At 66.0% G+C, this 13,217-nt stretch carries 17 protein-coding genes; 10 read left to right on the forward strand and 7 right to left on the reverse strand.

All coding sequences use genetic code 11. The features are described 5' to 3' along the window. The first annotated feature begins 58 nt into the window (after nt 1-58). Both G6N44_RS01795 and G6N44_RS01800 read left to right on the forward strand, forming a co-directional pair. Complete coding sequence (locus G6N44_RS01795) at nt 59-742, forward strand: HAD family hydrolase (protein WP_163660605.1); 684 nt, start codon at nt 59-61, stop codon at nt 740-742. 56 nt (nt 743-798) lie between these two features. Beyond that, nucleotides 799-2,304 carry a sugar porter family MFS transporter gene (locus tag G6N44_RS01800; RefSeq protein WP_163660607.1) on the forward strand — a complete coding sequence of 502 codons (1,506 nt, stop codon included), beginning with the start codon at nt 799-801 and terminating at the stop codon, nt 2,302-2,304. On the opposite strand, the gene G6N44_RS01805 is transcribed toward G6N44_RS01800, so the two are convergent. Continuing rightward, nucleotides 2,301-2,792 (reverse strand): hypothetical protein, encoded by a 492-nt coding sequence (locus G6N44_RS01805; RefSeq protein ID WP_163660609.1) that lies wholly within the window; start codon nt 2,790-2,792, stop codon nt 2,301-2,303. The two genes, G6N44_RS01800 and G6N44_RS01805, sit on opposite strands and share 4 nt — an antisense overlap. Before the next feature lie 37 nt (nt 2,793-2,829). Between G6N44_RS01805 and G6N44_RS01810 the strand changes: the two genes are divergently transcribed. The 6 genes from G6N44_RS01810 to G6N44_RS01835 all read left to right on the forward strand — a co-directional run bounded on the left by G6N44_RS01810 (nt 2,830) and on the right by G6N44_RS01835 (nt 6,619). Beyond that, nucleotides 2,830-3,111: a phosphoribosyl-ATP diphosphatase gene (locus G6N44_RS01810; protein ID WP_163660611.1), complete on the forward strand. Its 282-nt coding sequence runs from the start codon at nt 2,830-2,832 to the stop codon at nt 3,109-3,111. A gap of 15 nt (nt 3,112-3,126) precedes the next feature. Further along, nucleotides 3,127-3,981 carry an ATP phosphoribosyltransferase gene (gene hisG / locus G6N44_RS01815; RefSeq protein WP_163669487.1) on the forward strand — a complete coding sequence of 285 codons (855 nt, stop codon included), beginning with the start codon at nt 3,127-3,129 and terminating at the stop codon, nt 3,979-3,981. Nucleotides 3,982-4,047: 66 nt separating this feature from the next. Continuing rightward, complete coding sequence (locus G6N44_RS01820; RefSeq protein ID WP_163660613.1) at nt 4,048-4,530, forward strand: DUF4126 family protein; 483 nt, start codon at nt 4,048-4,050, stop codon at nt 4,528-4,530. Between the two features lie 3 nt (nt 4,531-4,533). Beyond that, complete coding sequence (locus tag G6N44_RS01825) at nt 4,534-5,910, forward strand: FAD-containing oxidoreductase (RefSeq protein ID WP_163660615.1); 1,377 nt, start codon at nt 4,534-4,536, stop codon at nt 5,908-5,910. A gap of 122 nt (nt 5,911-6,032) precedes the next feature. Further along, on the forward strand, nt 6,033-6,290 hold the full coding sequence (locus G6N44_RS01830; protein WP_163660617.1) for a DUF3297 family protein: 258 nt from the start codon (nt 6,033-6,035) through the stop codon (nt 6,288-6,290). Nucleotides 6,291-6,382: 92 nt separating this feature from the next. After that, a complete protein-coding gene (locus G6N44_RS01835) occupies nt 6,383-6,619 on the forward strand; it encodes a hypothetical protein (protein ID WP_163660013.1) in 237 nt (78 codons plus the stop codon). On the opposite strand, the gene G6N44_RS01840 is transcribed toward G6N44_RS01835, so the two are convergent. Genes G6N44_RS01840 through G6N44_RS01850 form a run of 3 tightly spaced genes read right to left on the reverse strand, consistent with a single transcriptional unit; the run spans nt 6,616 to nt 8,752 of the window. Next, nucleotides 6,616-7,134: a DinB family protein gene (locus G6N44_RS01840; RefSeq protein ID WP_163660619.1), complete on the reverse strand. Its 519-nt coding sequence runs from the start codon at nt 7,132-7,134 to the stop codon at nt 6,616-6,618. The two genes, G6N44_RS01835 and G6N44_RS01840, sit on opposite strands and share 4 nt — an antisense overlap. Beyond that, nucleotides 7,131-7,928 carry a thioesterase family protein gene (locus tag G6N44_RS01845; protein WP_163660621.1) on the reverse strand — a complete coding sequence of 266 codons (798 nt, stop codon included), beginning with the start codon at nt 7,926-7,928 and terminating at the stop codon, nt 7,131-7,133. Before G6N44_RS01845 ends, G6N44_RS01840 begins: the two co-directional genes overlap by 4 nt. Beyond that, nucleotides 7,925-8,752, reverse strand: a complete 828-nt coding sequence (locus G6N44_RS01850; RefSeq protein ID WP_163660623.1) for a RecB family exonuclease — start codon at nt 8,750-8,752, stop codon at nt 7,925-7,927. The genes G6N44_RS01845 and G6N44_RS01850 overlap by 4 nt, the downstream gene beginning before the upstream one ends. Nucleotides 8,753-8,837: 85 nt before the next feature. Here G6N44_RS01850 and G6N44_RS01855 point away from each other — a divergent pair, with 85 nt between their 5' ends. Then, complete coding sequence (locus G6N44_RS01855; protein WP_163660625.1) at nt 8,838-9,698, forward strand: tRNA (adenine-N1)-methyltransferase; 861 nt, start codon at nt 8,838-8,840, stop codon at nt 9,696-9,698. Nucleotides 9,699-9,834: 136 nt separating this feature from the next. Here G6N44_RS01855 and G6N44_RS01860 read toward each other — a convergent pair whose 3' ends face one another. The 3 genes from G6N44_RS01860 to G6N44_RS01870 are packed head-to-tail and all read right to left on the reverse strand — an operon-like array spanning nt 9,835 to nt 11,194. Further along, nucleotides 9,835-10,128 (reverse strand): DUF503 domain-containing protein, encoded by a 294-nt coding sequence (locus tag G6N44_RS01860; protein ID WP_163660627.1) that lies wholly within the window; start codon nt 10,126-10,128, stop codon nt 9,835-9,837. Between the two features lie 5 nt (nt 10,129-10,133). Then, nucleotides 10,134-10,682: a lipoprotein LppK gene (locus G6N44_RS01865; RefSeq protein ID WP_163660629.1), complete on the reverse strand. Its 549-nt coding sequence runs from the start codon at nt 10,680-10,682 to the stop codon at nt 10,134-10,136. A gap of 8 nt (nt 10,683-10,690) precedes the next feature. Next, a complete protein-coding gene (locus G6N44_RS01870) occupies nt 10,691-11,194 on the reverse strand; it encodes an MTB12 family secreted protein (RefSeq protein ID WP_163660631.1) in 504 nt (167 codons plus the stop codon). 145 nt (nt 11,195-11,339) lie between these two features. Here G6N44_RS01870 and arc point away from each other — a divergent pair, with 145 nt between their 5' ends. Then, a complete protein-coding gene (gene arc / locus G6N44_RS01875; RefSeq protein WP_163660633.1) occupies nt 11,340-13,181 on the forward strand; it encodes a proteasome ATPase in 1,842 nt (613 codons plus the stop codon). Nucleotides 13,182-13,217: the final 36 nt, after the last annotated feature.

Genomic DNA, 13,217 nt, shown 5'->3' on the forward strand with positions numbered 1-13,217 from the left:
GCCGTGCGCTGAGTCACACGATTTCCGCTGCTTCCTTCGGCGATGGGACAATCGGAACATGCGTGCGGTGCTGTGGGATATGGATGGCACACTCGTCGACTCCGAAAAGCTGTGGGACTTGGCGATGCACGCGCTGTATGCCCGGATGGGGGCGGTGCTCACGCCCGAGGTCCGCGAATCCACCGTGGGTGGCTCATCGGAGAACGTGATGCGGATCGTCTACGACGATCTCGGTCTGAATCCCGATCCGGCGGCGATGGCCGAATCCGCGGACTGGCTGCACGATTACACCGGTGAGCTCTTCGAGCAGGGGTTGCCGTGGCGGCCCGGCGCCCAGGAGATGCTCGACGGTCTGGCCGCCGCCGAGATTCCGATGGCGCTGGTGACCAACACTCGCCGGGATCTGGCTGAGCGTGCGCTGAACAGCATTGGCCGCCACTACTTTTCGGTGACCGTCTGCGGTGACGAGGTCGCGAGCGGCAAGCCGGCCCCTGACCCGTATCTGCGGGCGGCCGATCTTCTCGGCGTCTCCACAGCATCCTGCCTGGCGGTGGAGGATTCGGCGACCGGCACGGCGTCGGCCGAGGCGGCCGGTTGCCCGGTCCTGGTGGTGCCCAACGATGTGGAGGTACCCACGGGGACACGGCGCAGGCACGCTTCGTCGCTGTCGTATCTCGATGTGGCCGGTCTGCGGGCCGTGCATTCCGAACTGAATTCCCAAGCCGGAGAACGCACCGCCTGATCGCACCGTGTGATTCAATGTGACCCATATCACGCATTGCTGCGGAGGGGTGTCGCATGACTCACGGACCGGTCGGTGACTCTGCACCCGGGTTGGATTACGAGGAGTCCGAATACAGCGGCAAGGTGGTCAGGATCGCATCGGTCGCTGCTTTGGGTGGCCTGCTGTTCGGATACGACAGCGCGGTGATCAACGGGGCGGTGTCAGCGATCGAGCGGCAGTTCGATATCGGCGGCTGGAAGCTGGGTTTCGCCGTCGCATCGGCCTTGCTGGGGGCGGCGATCGGGGCGATGACCGCCGGCGGGTTGGCCGACAAGATCGGTCGGCTGGCCGTGATGAAGATCGCGGCAGCGCTGTTCCTCATCAGTGCGATTGGTGCGGGCCTATCGGTCAACTTCATCGGGGGCAACGACGATCACATCCTCGGGTTGCCGACCGGTGTGTGGATGCTGGTGTTGTTCCGCATCATCGGCGGTGTCGGGGTCGGTGTGGCTTCGGTCATCGCCCCGATGTACATCGCAGAGACCTCACCTCCGCGTATCCGTGGCCGTCTGGGCTCCCTGCAGCAGTTGGCCATCGCGACGGGCATCTTCCTGTCGTTGGCCATCGACTATCTGCTGGCCCATCTGGCCGGAGGTTCGGACCAGGAGTTGTGGCTGGGGCTGGAGGCCTGGCGGTGGATGTTCATCGCCATGTCGATCCCGGCCGTGCTGTACGGCGCGCTGGCGTTCACCATTCCGGAGTCACCGCGTTTTCTGGTTGCGCAGTACCGTGTTCCGGAGGCCCGCAAGGTTCTCACCATGTTGCTCGGCGAGCGGAATCTCGAGCTGACGATCACCCGGATCCAGGATTCGCTGAAATCCGAGAAGCCGCCGTCATGGTCAGATCTGCGCAAGCCGACAGGCGGTGTCTACGGAATCGTCTGGGTGGGTTTGGGCCTGTCGATGTTCCAGCAGTTCGTGGGTATCAACGTGATCTTCTACTACTCCAATATCCTTTGGGAGGCAGTGGGATTCGATGAGAGTCAGGCGTTCGTCATCACCGTCATCACGTCGGTCATCAACATCCTGACCACGCTGATCGCAATCGCACTGGTCGACAGGATCGGTCGCAAACCACTGTTGCTGATCGGCTCGGCGGGCATGGCGGTGACCCTGGGCGCGATGGCGATCATCTTCGGGTTCATTGCGGAGCTGCGGCCCAACGCCGAGGGTGAGTTGATTCCGGTGCTGCCGGGTGTTTCAGGGCCCATCGCCCTGCTTGCCGCGAACCTCTTCGTGGTCGCGTTCGGCATGTCCTGGGGACCGGTGGTCTGGGTACTCCTGGGTGAGATGTTCCCGAACCGCATCCGGGCGGCTGCGCTGGGGCTGGCCGCAGCCGGTCAATGGGTGGCGAATTGGTTGATCACGGTCACCTTCCCCGGCCTGCGCGACCATCTGGGCGGCGCGTACGCCTTCTACGCGATCTGCGCGCTGCTGTCACTGCTTTTCGTCTGGAAGTGGGTCGAGGAAACCAAGGGCAAACACCTCGAGGACATGCACGCCGACGCGCTCAAGACCTAGGTGCCGGCCGGTTCGGGCGGCGGTGGTGGTGGTTGATGGTCGTCGACGTAGGGCGTACAGCCGATCCTGCGGGCGATGGCGACAGCGGGATCGACCAGCTTCTCGGGGGAGATGTCGCGGGCGGCCAGATAGACCTCGCAGTGCCCGACGACCACCCAGACGCTGGACAGCTGCACCTGCACCAGGGCGAATTCGTCGGGCTCGGCTCGGTGAGCCTCGTAAGCTCCCCGTGCGGAGTCGGCGCCGTAGCGCAGTTCCTCGACCTCGGCGGCGAAGTCCTCCACCGGGTGGATCGACACGGTCAGGATCGGTGCCGGGGCCACGTCGGCGCCCCAGGACGCGGACAGGCAATCGACCGGCCGGATCGGGTTGGCGACGCGATTGTTCTGGACCAGGCCGTCCACGGTCAGGTGTTCGGACAGAATCTCGCGGATCGCCGCGACCCGGGCAGTGTAGGTCCGCAGCTCTTCGCCGACTGGTTCGCTCACCCCTCTATTGCACCCCACAAATCGACCCCCACCGAGCATGAAACAATTCATACCTGTGAAGACCTTCGAGGCCCTGTTCACCGAACTCAGCGACAAAGCGCGCACCAGACCCGCCGGTAGCGGCACGGTGGCCGCCCTTGACGCCGGCATCCATGGGCTCGGCAAGAAGATCCTGGAGGAGGCTGGCGAGGTGTGGCTGGCCGCCGAGCACGAGAGCGACGAATCGCTCGCCGAGGAGGTCAGCCAGTTGCTGTACTGGACACAGGTGCTGCTGATCTCCCGGGGCCTGACCCTCGACGACGTCTACCGGAAGTTGTGAGCCGTGGCCGATCAGATGCTGCGCGTCGCGGTGCCCAACAAGGGCTCGCTCAGTGAAGCGGCCGGCGAGATCCTTGCCGAGGCCGGGTACCGGCGTCGGCGTGACCCCAAGGATCTGACCGTCGTCGATCCGGCCAACAATGTCGAGTTCTTCTTTCTGCGCCCTAAGGACATCGCCATCTACGTGGGTTCGGGTCAGCTCGACCTGGGCATCACCGGACGGGACCTGGCCGCGGATTCCGATGCTCCGGTGCGGGAGCGCCTATCGCTGGGCTTCGGTAACTCGACCTTCCGTTACGCCGCGCCTGCCGGTCGGGACTGGACCACTCAGGATCTGGCGGGCAAGCGGATCGCCACCTCGTTCCCGAACCTCGTGCGCAAGGATCTTGCGTCCCACGGGATCGAGGCTTCGGTGATCCGACTGGACGGTGCGGTCGAGATCTCGATTCAGCTCGGGGTCGCCGACGTGATCGCCGACGTGGTCGGCTCGGGTCGCACCCTGGGGCTGCACGGACTGGTGGCATTCGGTGCGCCGCTGTGTGACTCGGAGGCCGTGCTGATCGAACGCGACGGTGCGCAGGGCGATGGCAACGCGGCTGCGCGCGATCAACTGACCGCGCGCGTACAGGGCGTGGTGTTCGGCCAGCAGTACCTGATGCTGGATTATGACTGCCCGCGCGCGGTTTTGGACCAGGCCACCGCGGTGACACCGGGGCTGGAGTCACCGACCATCGCACCGCTGGCGGATCCGGATTGGGTGGCGGTACGGGCTCTGGTGCCGCGCCGCGACGTCAACGCCATCATGGATCAGATCGCCGCGATCGGCGCCAAAGCGATACTGGCATCGGATATTCGGTTCTGCCGTTACTGATCACCGCGTGCTGCGCCTGCACGCGTGTTAGCGTCCGGGGGACAATTCCAGGCCTCGGAGGTTGCCATGACGCATTTTCTGGTTCTGTTGTTGGCCCTGCTGATCGGCGTGGTGGCCGGATTGCGGACCTTCGCCGCGCCCGCCGCAGTGGCCTGGGCCGCAGCATTGAGCTGGATCAACCTCGACGGCACGTGGGCCGAGTGGTTGGCCCATCCGATCGTTGTCACCGTGCTGACCATTCTGGCTGTGGTGGAGTTGGTCACCGATCAGTTGCCGCAGACGCCGAGCCGTAAGACCCCGGTACAGTTCATCGCCCGTCTGCTCACCGGCGCGTTCGCCGGTGCGGTGATCGGCACCGCGTGGGGTTACACCTTCGGCGGCCTGGGTGCCGGTCTGGTCGGCGCCGTGATCGGCACCCTGGGTGGGTATGAGGCACGGAGGCGTCTGGTCGCGGCCAATGGCGGCCATGACCTGCCGATCGCCTTGCTGGAGGACGCTATTGCGGTACTCGGCGCTTTTGCGATCGCCGCTCTGACCGCAGTCGTGTAGTTCATGGCGCCCGCGCGCAGTTTCGACGCCATCGTCATCGGCGCAGGTCAGGCCGGGCCACCGTTGGCGGCCCGGTTGACCGCGGCGGGGCAGACCGTTGCGGTGATCGAACGTAAGCTCGTCGGCGGCACCTGCGTCAACTACGGGTGCATCCCCACCAAGACCCTGGTGGCCAGTGCGCATGCCGCACACCTTGCGCGTCGCGGCGCTGATTTCGGTGTCGGCACAGGCGAAATCGACATCGACATGGGCAAGGTCAAGGCCCGCAAGGATGCGATCATGCTGGCCGACCGCCACGGGGTGGAGGATTGGCTTGAGGCGATGAGCGGTGCGGAGCTCATCCGCGGACATGCCCGTTTCGTCGATCCGCACACGGTCGATGTCGACGGTGAGCTGTTGCGGGCAGATCGTATCTTCCTCAATGTCGGTGGCCGCGCGGTGATTCCGGATTTTCCCGGGCTGGACGGTATCGACTACCTGACGAACGTCGGCATCCTGGACCTCGACGAGGTCCCCGAGCACCTGGTGATCGTGGGCGGCAGCTACATCGCCCTGGAGTTTGCCCAGATGTACCGCCGATTCGGCGCGCGGGTCACCGTGATCGAGAAGGGACCGCGGCTGACTTCCCGTGAGGACGAGGACGTCTCGGCCACCATCACCGAAATCCTGCGGGCCGAGGGGATCGACGTGGTGCTGGGCGCCACCGGGATTCGGTTCGCCGAGCGGGACGGTGGTTTCGAGGTGACACCTCGCGACGGAGCGGACCCGATCACGGGGACGCACCTGCTGCTCGCGGTGGGACGCATCCCGAACACCGATGATCTCGGGTTGGAGATCGCCGGCGTGGACCTCGACAGTCGCGGCTACGTCGTGGTCGACGATCAGCTGCGCACCACCGCCGGGCACATCTGGGCGATGGGGGACTGCAACGGCAAGGGCGCGTTCACCCATACGTCCTACAACGACTTCGAGATCGTCGCCGCCAATCTGCTCGATGATGATCCGCGTCGCGTGAGCGACCGGGTCACCACCTACGCCCTGTATATCGATCCGCCGCTGGGCCGGGCCGGGATGACGGTCGAGCAGGTGCGCGCGTCGGGTCGAAAAGCGTTGGTGGGTAAGCGCCCGATGACCAGGGTCGGCCGTGCGGTGGAGAAGGGCGAGACCCAGGGCTTCATGAAGGTCGTGGTGGATGCCGAGACTGAGGAGATTCTGGGGGTGGCGATCCTCGGCGTTGGCGGCGACGAGGTGGTGCATTCCGTCCTTGACGTCATGACGGCGAAACTGCCCTACACCGCGATTTCGCGCACGATGCACATCCACCCCACCGTCAGCGAGCTGGTGCCCACGATGCTGCAGGAGCTGAAACCGCTGGACTGAGCGTGCGGGCGATGTTGGGTCGGCGCGATACGGTGCCCGAGGCGCAACCCGCTACTGCAGGGTCGCGTAGATTCCTTGAGGATCAATCCGAGCACCTAACACAGCATTTAACGAAGGCCATCATGTCCGAGGATCAGAACGTAGACGTTCCACCGAATCACCTCTCCATCGACCCGCGCAGCGCCTTCTACAGCGAAGAGGTGCTCAGCCGCGACGTCGGTATCCGCTTCAATGGCGTCGAGAAAACCAATGTTCACGAATACAACGTGGCCGAGGGTTGGGTGCGTGTCGAAGTGCCTACCGCGAAGGATCGCCGGGGAAATCCTATGGTCGTCAAGCTCAGCGGCACGGTCGAACCTTATTTCCGCCCAGCAAAATAACGGGCGCGCTTGGACCTTGCGGTCATGTCGGCTCGGACTACAGTGGGCGGCGGACGGGGTACTCGCTTGAGGCTGTGCCGGAGGTGAGAGACGTGGCCCGTGTGAATAGTGTTCGAAAGTTGGCCGCCGGACTCGGCGTGGTGGCGGTACCGATGGGAATCGCGTTTGCCGGAGCCGGCTCGGCATCAGCCGATCCGGGACTGTGCGTGAGTGGTCCGTACGGTTTCGCGCACGCCTGCGTGGATACGCCCGGCTGGTACAACGGCTGGTATGACGGTCCGCGGTGGCGTGGCGGTTGGGATGGCAACGACCAGGGCGAGGACGACTAGCTGCTGGTCAGGAGTGCGGAGCGCAGCAGACGCAACTGCCCGATCTCCGCGGCGTTCTTCGTCAGCTCGACGTTCAACCACAACACCGTGTCGGCCAGTGACCGGCCGGAGTTCGGTCCCCATGGAAATGCCGAGGGGACAAGGAGATCCGCGTCGGTCAACGATTCCAACAGGCGGCTCCACCGCGCGCTGAGTGCTCCGATCTGCTGCACGGCAGCCGCGGGGCCGGGCCAGTCGATCTCGGAGCGCGGCGGTGGCGGCCGACCTTCGACATGGGCGAGGGCGGTCGACCACCAGAAGATCATGTGCCACGTGAGCCAGCCGATGGTCGGCACCGGAATCGGGTCGGGTTCGATGTCAGCGAAGTCCGGCCACCACCGGCCCGACGCGTCTTCGTGCACCGTCCACACCAGGGGGCCGGGTTCCCACAGGTGATCGTCGTCGGCCAGCACCGACAGGTGCAGGTCGGTCAGCGCCCAGGCCAGGTCGAACTGGTTTCGCAGCAGCGCGATCACGGTGCGCGCATCACCAGCAGGGTCTGGGCCGAAGTGCCGATAAACCCTTGGCGGTCAAAGATTTCCGCCGTCGTCACCCCGATACCGTCCGGTCCGATGGAGCCGCGGGCCCGGACCGCGAAGTCCGACCCCTCCGGTAACCGGTGCAGATGCACCGCGGTGTCGGTGTTCATGAAGACGAACTTCTGCGGATCCAGGGCCGCGCCGATGCCATTGGCTGAATCCACCACCAGCGCCAGGCGCTGCAGGGCTGTCGTCTCCTCGTCGTCGACCACCGGCGTCAACGGACTCATCCAGGCCACCGCGGACTCACCGTCGGTCGTGCGCTGCCGTCGCCACGTCACACTTTCCAGATAACCCGGCGCGCCCTCCCAGCTGTGCGCCACGTCGGCGGCCTCGCCTTCCACTAGTCGCGGATACCGATCGGTGACCACGTCACTGGTGTCGCTGGGGGCCAACAGCCACGCCGTCACCCGCGCCACCGCGCGCCAACTGCCGTCGGGCCGGGCCGCCTCCATCTCGGAGACGATCATCGAGATCCGTGATCCCGGTCGGTCCACCCAGGCCCGAACCCGCACCGGCGCAACGGGAATGGCGCCGAGGATGTCGAGTGTCAACCGCCCGATCCGCAGGCCCGTGCCGGCGGCCGACTCCTCGATCGCCTTGGTCAGCAGCGCCAGCGGCGGTGAGCCGTGCTGAATCGCCGGATCCCAGTTGCTCCGGGTATCGGCGGTGGATTCGAACAGCTGGTAATCGCCATCGGCACCGAGCCGGTGGTAGTGACACCCGATCATGCAACTCCTGATTCTGGCCACCCGGGATACGGCGGCGGGGTGCCGCCGAACGCCGGACACAAACTCTGATGTGCGCACCACGAGCACAACCGCGACGGGTTGGGCCGGAAGTCGCCCGTGGCCCCGGCCACCTGGATGGCCTTCCAGATCGCCATCAGCGTGCGCTCGAACCGCAACAGCTCGTCGAGTTCGGGGGAGTAGTCGAGCACCTGACCGTCGGCCAGATACAGAAGCCGAAGCCGCGACGGCATCACCTCGCGCGAGCGCAGCAACGCCACGGCGTAGAACTTCATCTGGAACATCGCCTTGAATTCGGCTTGGGCCCACGCCTCGGACGGGGCTTTGCCGGTCTTGTAATCGACGACGCGCAACGCTCCCGACGGTGCCACATCGATCCGGTCGACGAATCCGCGCAACAGTGTGCCGTCGGCCAGCTCCACCTCCAGGCGGTGTTCGCAGGACTGCGGATCGAACCGGGTCGGGTCCTCCAGGCGGTAGTACCCCGACAACAGCGCCCTGGCCTCGGCCAGCAACGTGGCGGGATATTCGGTGTCGGCCAGCTCGGGTTCGGCGGCCACCACCTGCTCCCAGGCCGGCTCCACCAGATTCAGCGCGGTGTCATGTACCCGCTCGGCCGCGGGCAGCCCGTAGAGCTGCTCCAACGCGGCGTGCACCAGCGATCCGCGCAACTGGGCGGTGGACCGGGGCTCGGGGAGCCGGTCGATGGCGCGGAACCGGTAGAGCAGTGGGCACTGCTTGAAATCGCCGGCTCGCGACGGTGACAGCGCCGGGCGGCGCTGCGTCGGGGCCGGTTCCTCACTCACACCCGTAAGCCTAGGACCGGGCGCCGACAATCTTGCGGAACCCCGAGCACCCGGCCCGGTACGGGTACTGGCAGGCTGGACGTCCGTGGCAGGGAAGAGACCGACCGGACCGTTTGCCGTTGGCGACCGGGTGCAACTCACCGACGCCAAGGGCCGGCGCTACACGATGGTGCTCAATCCCGGCGGGGAGTTCCACACCCATCGCGGCATCATCGCCTTCGACAACGTGATCGGGTTGCCGGAAGGCAGCGTGGTCAAATCCACCAACGGCGATCAGTTCCTGGTGCTGCGACCGCTGCTGGTGGACTACGTGATGTCGATGCCGCGCGGTGCCCAGGTGATCTATCCCAAGGACGCCGCGCAGATCGTCCACGAGGGTGACATCTTCCCGGGTGCCCGGGTGTTGGAGGCCGGTGCCGGCTCCGGCGCCCTGACCTGCTCGTTGCTGCGGGCAGTCGGCCCTGAGGGCCGGGTGACGTCCTATGAGATCCGCGACGATCACGCCCCGACCGCCGAGAAGAACGTGATCACGTTCTTCGGTGAGCGCCCGGAGAACTGGGACCTGGTGATCGCCGACCTCGCCGACTACGAAGGCCCCGAGCAGGACCGCGTGGTCCTGGACATGCTGGCGCCCTGGGAGGTGCTGCCCGCGGTCTCCAAGGCACTGGTCGCCGGCGGGGTGCTGATGGTCTACGTCGCCACCGTCACGCAGCTGTCACGGGTCGTGGAGGCGCTTCGCGAGCAGCAGTGCTGGACCGAACCGCGGGCCTGGGAGAGCATGCAGCGCGGCTGGCACGTGGTGGGCCTGGCGGTACGCCCGGAACACAACATGCGCGGCCACACCGCGTTTCTGGTCAGCGCGCGCAAATTGGCGCCGGGCGCGGTGGCGCCGGTCCCACTGCGCAAGAAACGTCAGCTCGCCGCCGGGCCTGAGCCGGGCGCCTGACTTGGCAGCTTGGTGACCGCCGTCGTTTTCTGCGCCACGGTTGCTCCCGGGCGGTGATCATCGCCCTCAGGTCGAAAGCGGCGCGACTTCCACTCGACTTGCGGTCGTCTTGCGCTCGTCGCACTCGGCGCAGAGCTCAGTCGTCGCTGCGGTGTAGGCCCCGCCGGGTGGACAGCAGTTCCAGTTCGGGACGGCCCGCGACCATCCGTTCGGCGGTGTCGAGCACATCGACCACGTGGTGACGGTCGGCAGCGACGAGAGCGACGCCGATGCCGGCGCGGCGGTGTAGATCGTGGGTACCGGTTTCGGCCGCCGACACGGCGAGCTTGCGGTGCAGTTCGGCGATCACCGGACGGATGACCGAGCGCTTCTGTTTGAGCGAGTGCACGTCACCGAGCAGCAGGTCGAACTCCAGCCAACCGATCCACATTCCGGTCAGCGGGGCGGTGTCGGGGCGGCCGGCGTCGAAGCTTCGGCACCGGCGCCCATCACCAGCAACAGGTCGGCGGTGCGTCTGGTCAGCTGCCAGCCGTCGGCGTGCGGGGTGAATTCCATCGGGAAGCTGAATTCGCGCTCCGAATCGTCACCGCCCCCGGTGACCTTGACGGTCGCCACCACGTTGGCCGGCTCGGTTTGCGAGAAGGCCAGATCGGTGGCCTCGAAGGTCATCGGGGTGAAGCCGTTGTCGGCCAGCGCGCGGCCGAACTTGTCCAGCGCCACGGCGTCGTCAGCCGTGCCGTGTTCCACCAGGACAACCTTGTCGGCGCCCGGGACGTTGACGTCGGCCAGCCGGTCCAGCACGCCGGTCAGCGCCTCAGGGGCAGGCAGCGGCGCTGCGGGCGATGCCTCCGGCACCGTCGGGGACGGCAGGCTGGTCTTCGGGTGCGACGTGGCAGCCGGTTGGTCGCCGCTACCGCACCCACAGAGCCCAAGTGCCGCCACGATCGTGGCGGCACTCAGGACTGCTGTGCGGCTGCGGTTCAACGGCCTACTCAGCCGACAGACGACAGCAGGTTCAAGGCCGATCCCTTGGAGATCTGCCAGCCGGTGGGGCTCGGACCCGCCACGAACTGGATGTTCTGGGTGGCGGTGCCGCCGGTGGCCGAGGTCGCGGTCACGTCGGCGTAGGCGACGCCACCCTGGTCCTCGATGTTGGCGATGTCGAAGGTCAGCGGGAACTTCCCTTCAGCGGCGGCCTTGCTGTACGCACGGTCCGCGGCGAGGCTCTCGATGCGGCCGATACCACCCTGGATGTAGGGGGCCTTGCCGCTGAACGAGCCGCCACTGGCGAGTGCCTGCAGGGTCTGCACCAGCGGCGACGCCAGCTCCGGCGCCGGAGCGGCCGGCAGGGGCGCGCCGAACACGACCGGCTGGATTGCCGGAGTCGTCGACATGCCGCTGGATGCAATGGAAGTCACACCCGCGGCGGCTCCGCCCACCACGGCGGCGGCTGCAGCTGCGGTGATAAAGCCGGTAACGAGGGTTTTCGAGGCCACGACTGTCCTTTCGATCGGACCAATTGAATTAAGAGGCTAACAGTGGTGCTGGTGTGTCTCGTTCCTAGAGCGCACACAATGGCTGAATCGCCGGTAGCGTTGAAGTTGTTACTGCACCAACTTACGGTGCGGGAGGGAGCTCAATATGAGTGAGTCGGAGCGTTCGGACGGCCATGCCGAGAATTTCTCGGTCGGCCACTCGCAACCCATGTCCGATGATGAGGCCGCCGAGCTGGAATCGCTGCGCCGTGAAGCTGCGGTTCTGCGTGAGCAACTGGAGAATGCGGTAGGGCCCCAGAGCGGATTGCGCAGTGCCCGTGACGTCCACCAGCTAGAGGCGCGCATCGACTCGCTCGCCTCGCGCAACGCTAAGCTCATGGACACGCTCAAAGAGGCCCGCCAGCAGCTGCTCGCCCTGCGCGAAGAGGTGGACCGGCTGGGCCAGCCACCCAGCGGCTACGGCGTGCTGCTGGGCACCCATGAGGACGACACCGTCGACGTGTTCACCTCGGGACGCAAGATGCGGCTCACCTGCTCACCGAACATCGAGACCGCATCGCTCAAGCAGGGTCAGACCGTCCGGCTCAACGAGGCACTCACCGTGGTCGAGGCCGGCCACTTCGAGGCCGTCGGCGAGATCAGCACGCTGCGTGAAATCCTGGCCGACGGGCACCGGGCGCTGGTCGTCGGGCATGCCGATGAGGAACGTATCGTCTGGCTGGCCGAGCCCCTGATCGCCGCCGAGGATCTGCCCGAGGATTCCGAAGCCGCGCTCGACGACGACCGGCCGCGCAAGCTCCGCCCCGGCGACTCACTGCTGGTCGACACCAAGGCCGGATACGCCTTCGAGCGCATCCCCAAGGCCGAGGTCGAGGACCTGGTGCTCGAAGAGGTGCCCGATGTCAGCTACAACGACATCGGCGGACTGGGCCGCCAGATCGAGCAGATCCGCGATGCCGTGGAACTGCCCTTCCTGCACAAGGAGCTCTACCGCGAGTACTCGCTGCGGCCACCCAAGGGTGTGCTGCTCTACGGCCCGCCCGGTTGCGGTAAGACGCTGATCGCCAAGGCCGTGGCGAACTCGCTGGCCAAGAAGATGGCCGAGGTTCGTGGCGACGACGCCCGTGAGGCGAAGAGCTACTTCCTCAACATCAAGGGTCCCGAGCTGCTCAACAAGTTCGTCGGTGAGACCGAGCGTCACATCCGGCTGATCTTCCAGCGCGCCCGCGAGAAGGCCTCCGAGGGCACCCCGGTGATCGTGTTCTTCGACGAGATGGACTCCATCTTCCGCACCCGTGGCACCGGGGTCAGCTCCGACGTCGAGACAACCGTTGTGCCGCAGCTGCTTTCGGAGATCGACGGTGTGGAGGGCCTGGAGAACGTCATCGTCATCGGCGCGTCCAACCGCGAGGACATGATCGACCCGGCGATCCTGCGGCCCGGCCGCCTGGACGTCAAGATCAAGATCGAGCGGCCCGACGCCGAGTCGGCACAGGACATCTTCTCCAAGTACCTGACCGAGGCACTGCCGGTGCACGCCGACGATCTCGCCGAGTTCGGCGGTGACCGGACGCTGACGATCAAGACGATGATCGAGAAGGTCGTGGACCGGATGTACGCCGAGATCGACGACAACCGGTTCCTGGAGGTCACCTATGCCAACGGTGACAAGGAAGTCATGTACTTCAAGGACTTCAACTCCGGCGCCATGATCCAGAACGTCGTCGACCGGGCGAAGAAGAACGCGATCAAGGCCGTGCTGGAGACCGGTCAGCCCGGTCTGCGTATCCAGCACCTGCTGGATTCGATCGTCGACGAGTTCGCCGAGAACGAGGACCTGCCCAACACCACCAATCCCGATGACTGGGCCCGGATCTCGGGCAAGAAGGGCGAGCGGATCGTGTACATCCGCACGCTCGTCACCGGGAAGAGTTCGTCGGCCAGCAGGGCTATCGACACCGAGTCGAACCTCGGGCAGTACCTGTAGTAGCGAACCGGTTGGTCGTAATCGGCCCAACAGGGC

The sequence above is a fragment of the Mycolicibacterium alvei genome (assembly GCF_010727325.1).
In the GTDB taxonomy this organism is placed as follows: Bacteria; Actinomycetota; Actinomycetes; order Mycobacteriales; family Mycobacteriaceae; genus Mycobacterium; species Mycobacterium alvei.

Bases quoted from the DNA above. Each gene is read 5' to 3' on its own strand.
- G6N44_RS01795 (WP_163660605.1), top strand. From the start codon at position 59: ATGCGTGCGGTGCTGTGGGATATGGATGGCACACTCGTCGACTCCGAA.
- G6N44_RS01800 (WP_163660607.1), top strand. From the start codon at position 799: ATGACTCACGGACCGGTCGGTGACTCTGCACCCGGGTTGGATTACGAG.
- G6N44_RS01810 (WP_163660611.1), top strand. From the start codon at position 2,830: ATGAAACAATTCATACCTGTGAAGACCTTCGAGGCCCTGTTCACCGAA.
- hisG (WP_163669487.1), top strand. From the start codon at position 3,127: ATGCTGCGCGTCGCGGTGCCCAACAAGGGCTCGCTCAGTGAAGCGGCC.
- G6N44_RS01820 (WP_163660613.1), top strand. From the start codon at position 4,048: ATGACGCATTTTCTGGTTCTGTTGTTGGCCCTGCTGATCGGCGTGGTG.
- G6N44_RS01825 (WP_163660615.1), top strand. From the start codon at position 4,534: ATGGCGCCCGCGCGCAGTTTCGACGCCATCGTCATCGGCGCAGGTCAG.
- G6N44_RS01830 (WP_163660617.1), top strand. From the start codon at position 6,033: ATGTCCGAGGATCAGAACGTAGACGTTCCACCGAATCACCTCTCCATC.
- G6N44_RS01845 (WP_163660621.1), bottom strand. From the start codon at position 7,928: ATGATCGGGTGTCACTACCACCGGCTCGGTGCCGATGGCGATTACCAG.
- G6N44_RS01860 (WP_163660627.1), bottom strand. From the start codon at position 10,128: ATGTGGATCGGTTGGCTGGAGTTCGACCTGCTGCTCGGTGACGTGCAC.
- arc (WP_163660633.1), top strand. From the start codon at position 11,340: ATGAGTGAGTCGGAGCGTTCGGACGGCCATGCCGAGAATTTCTCGGTC.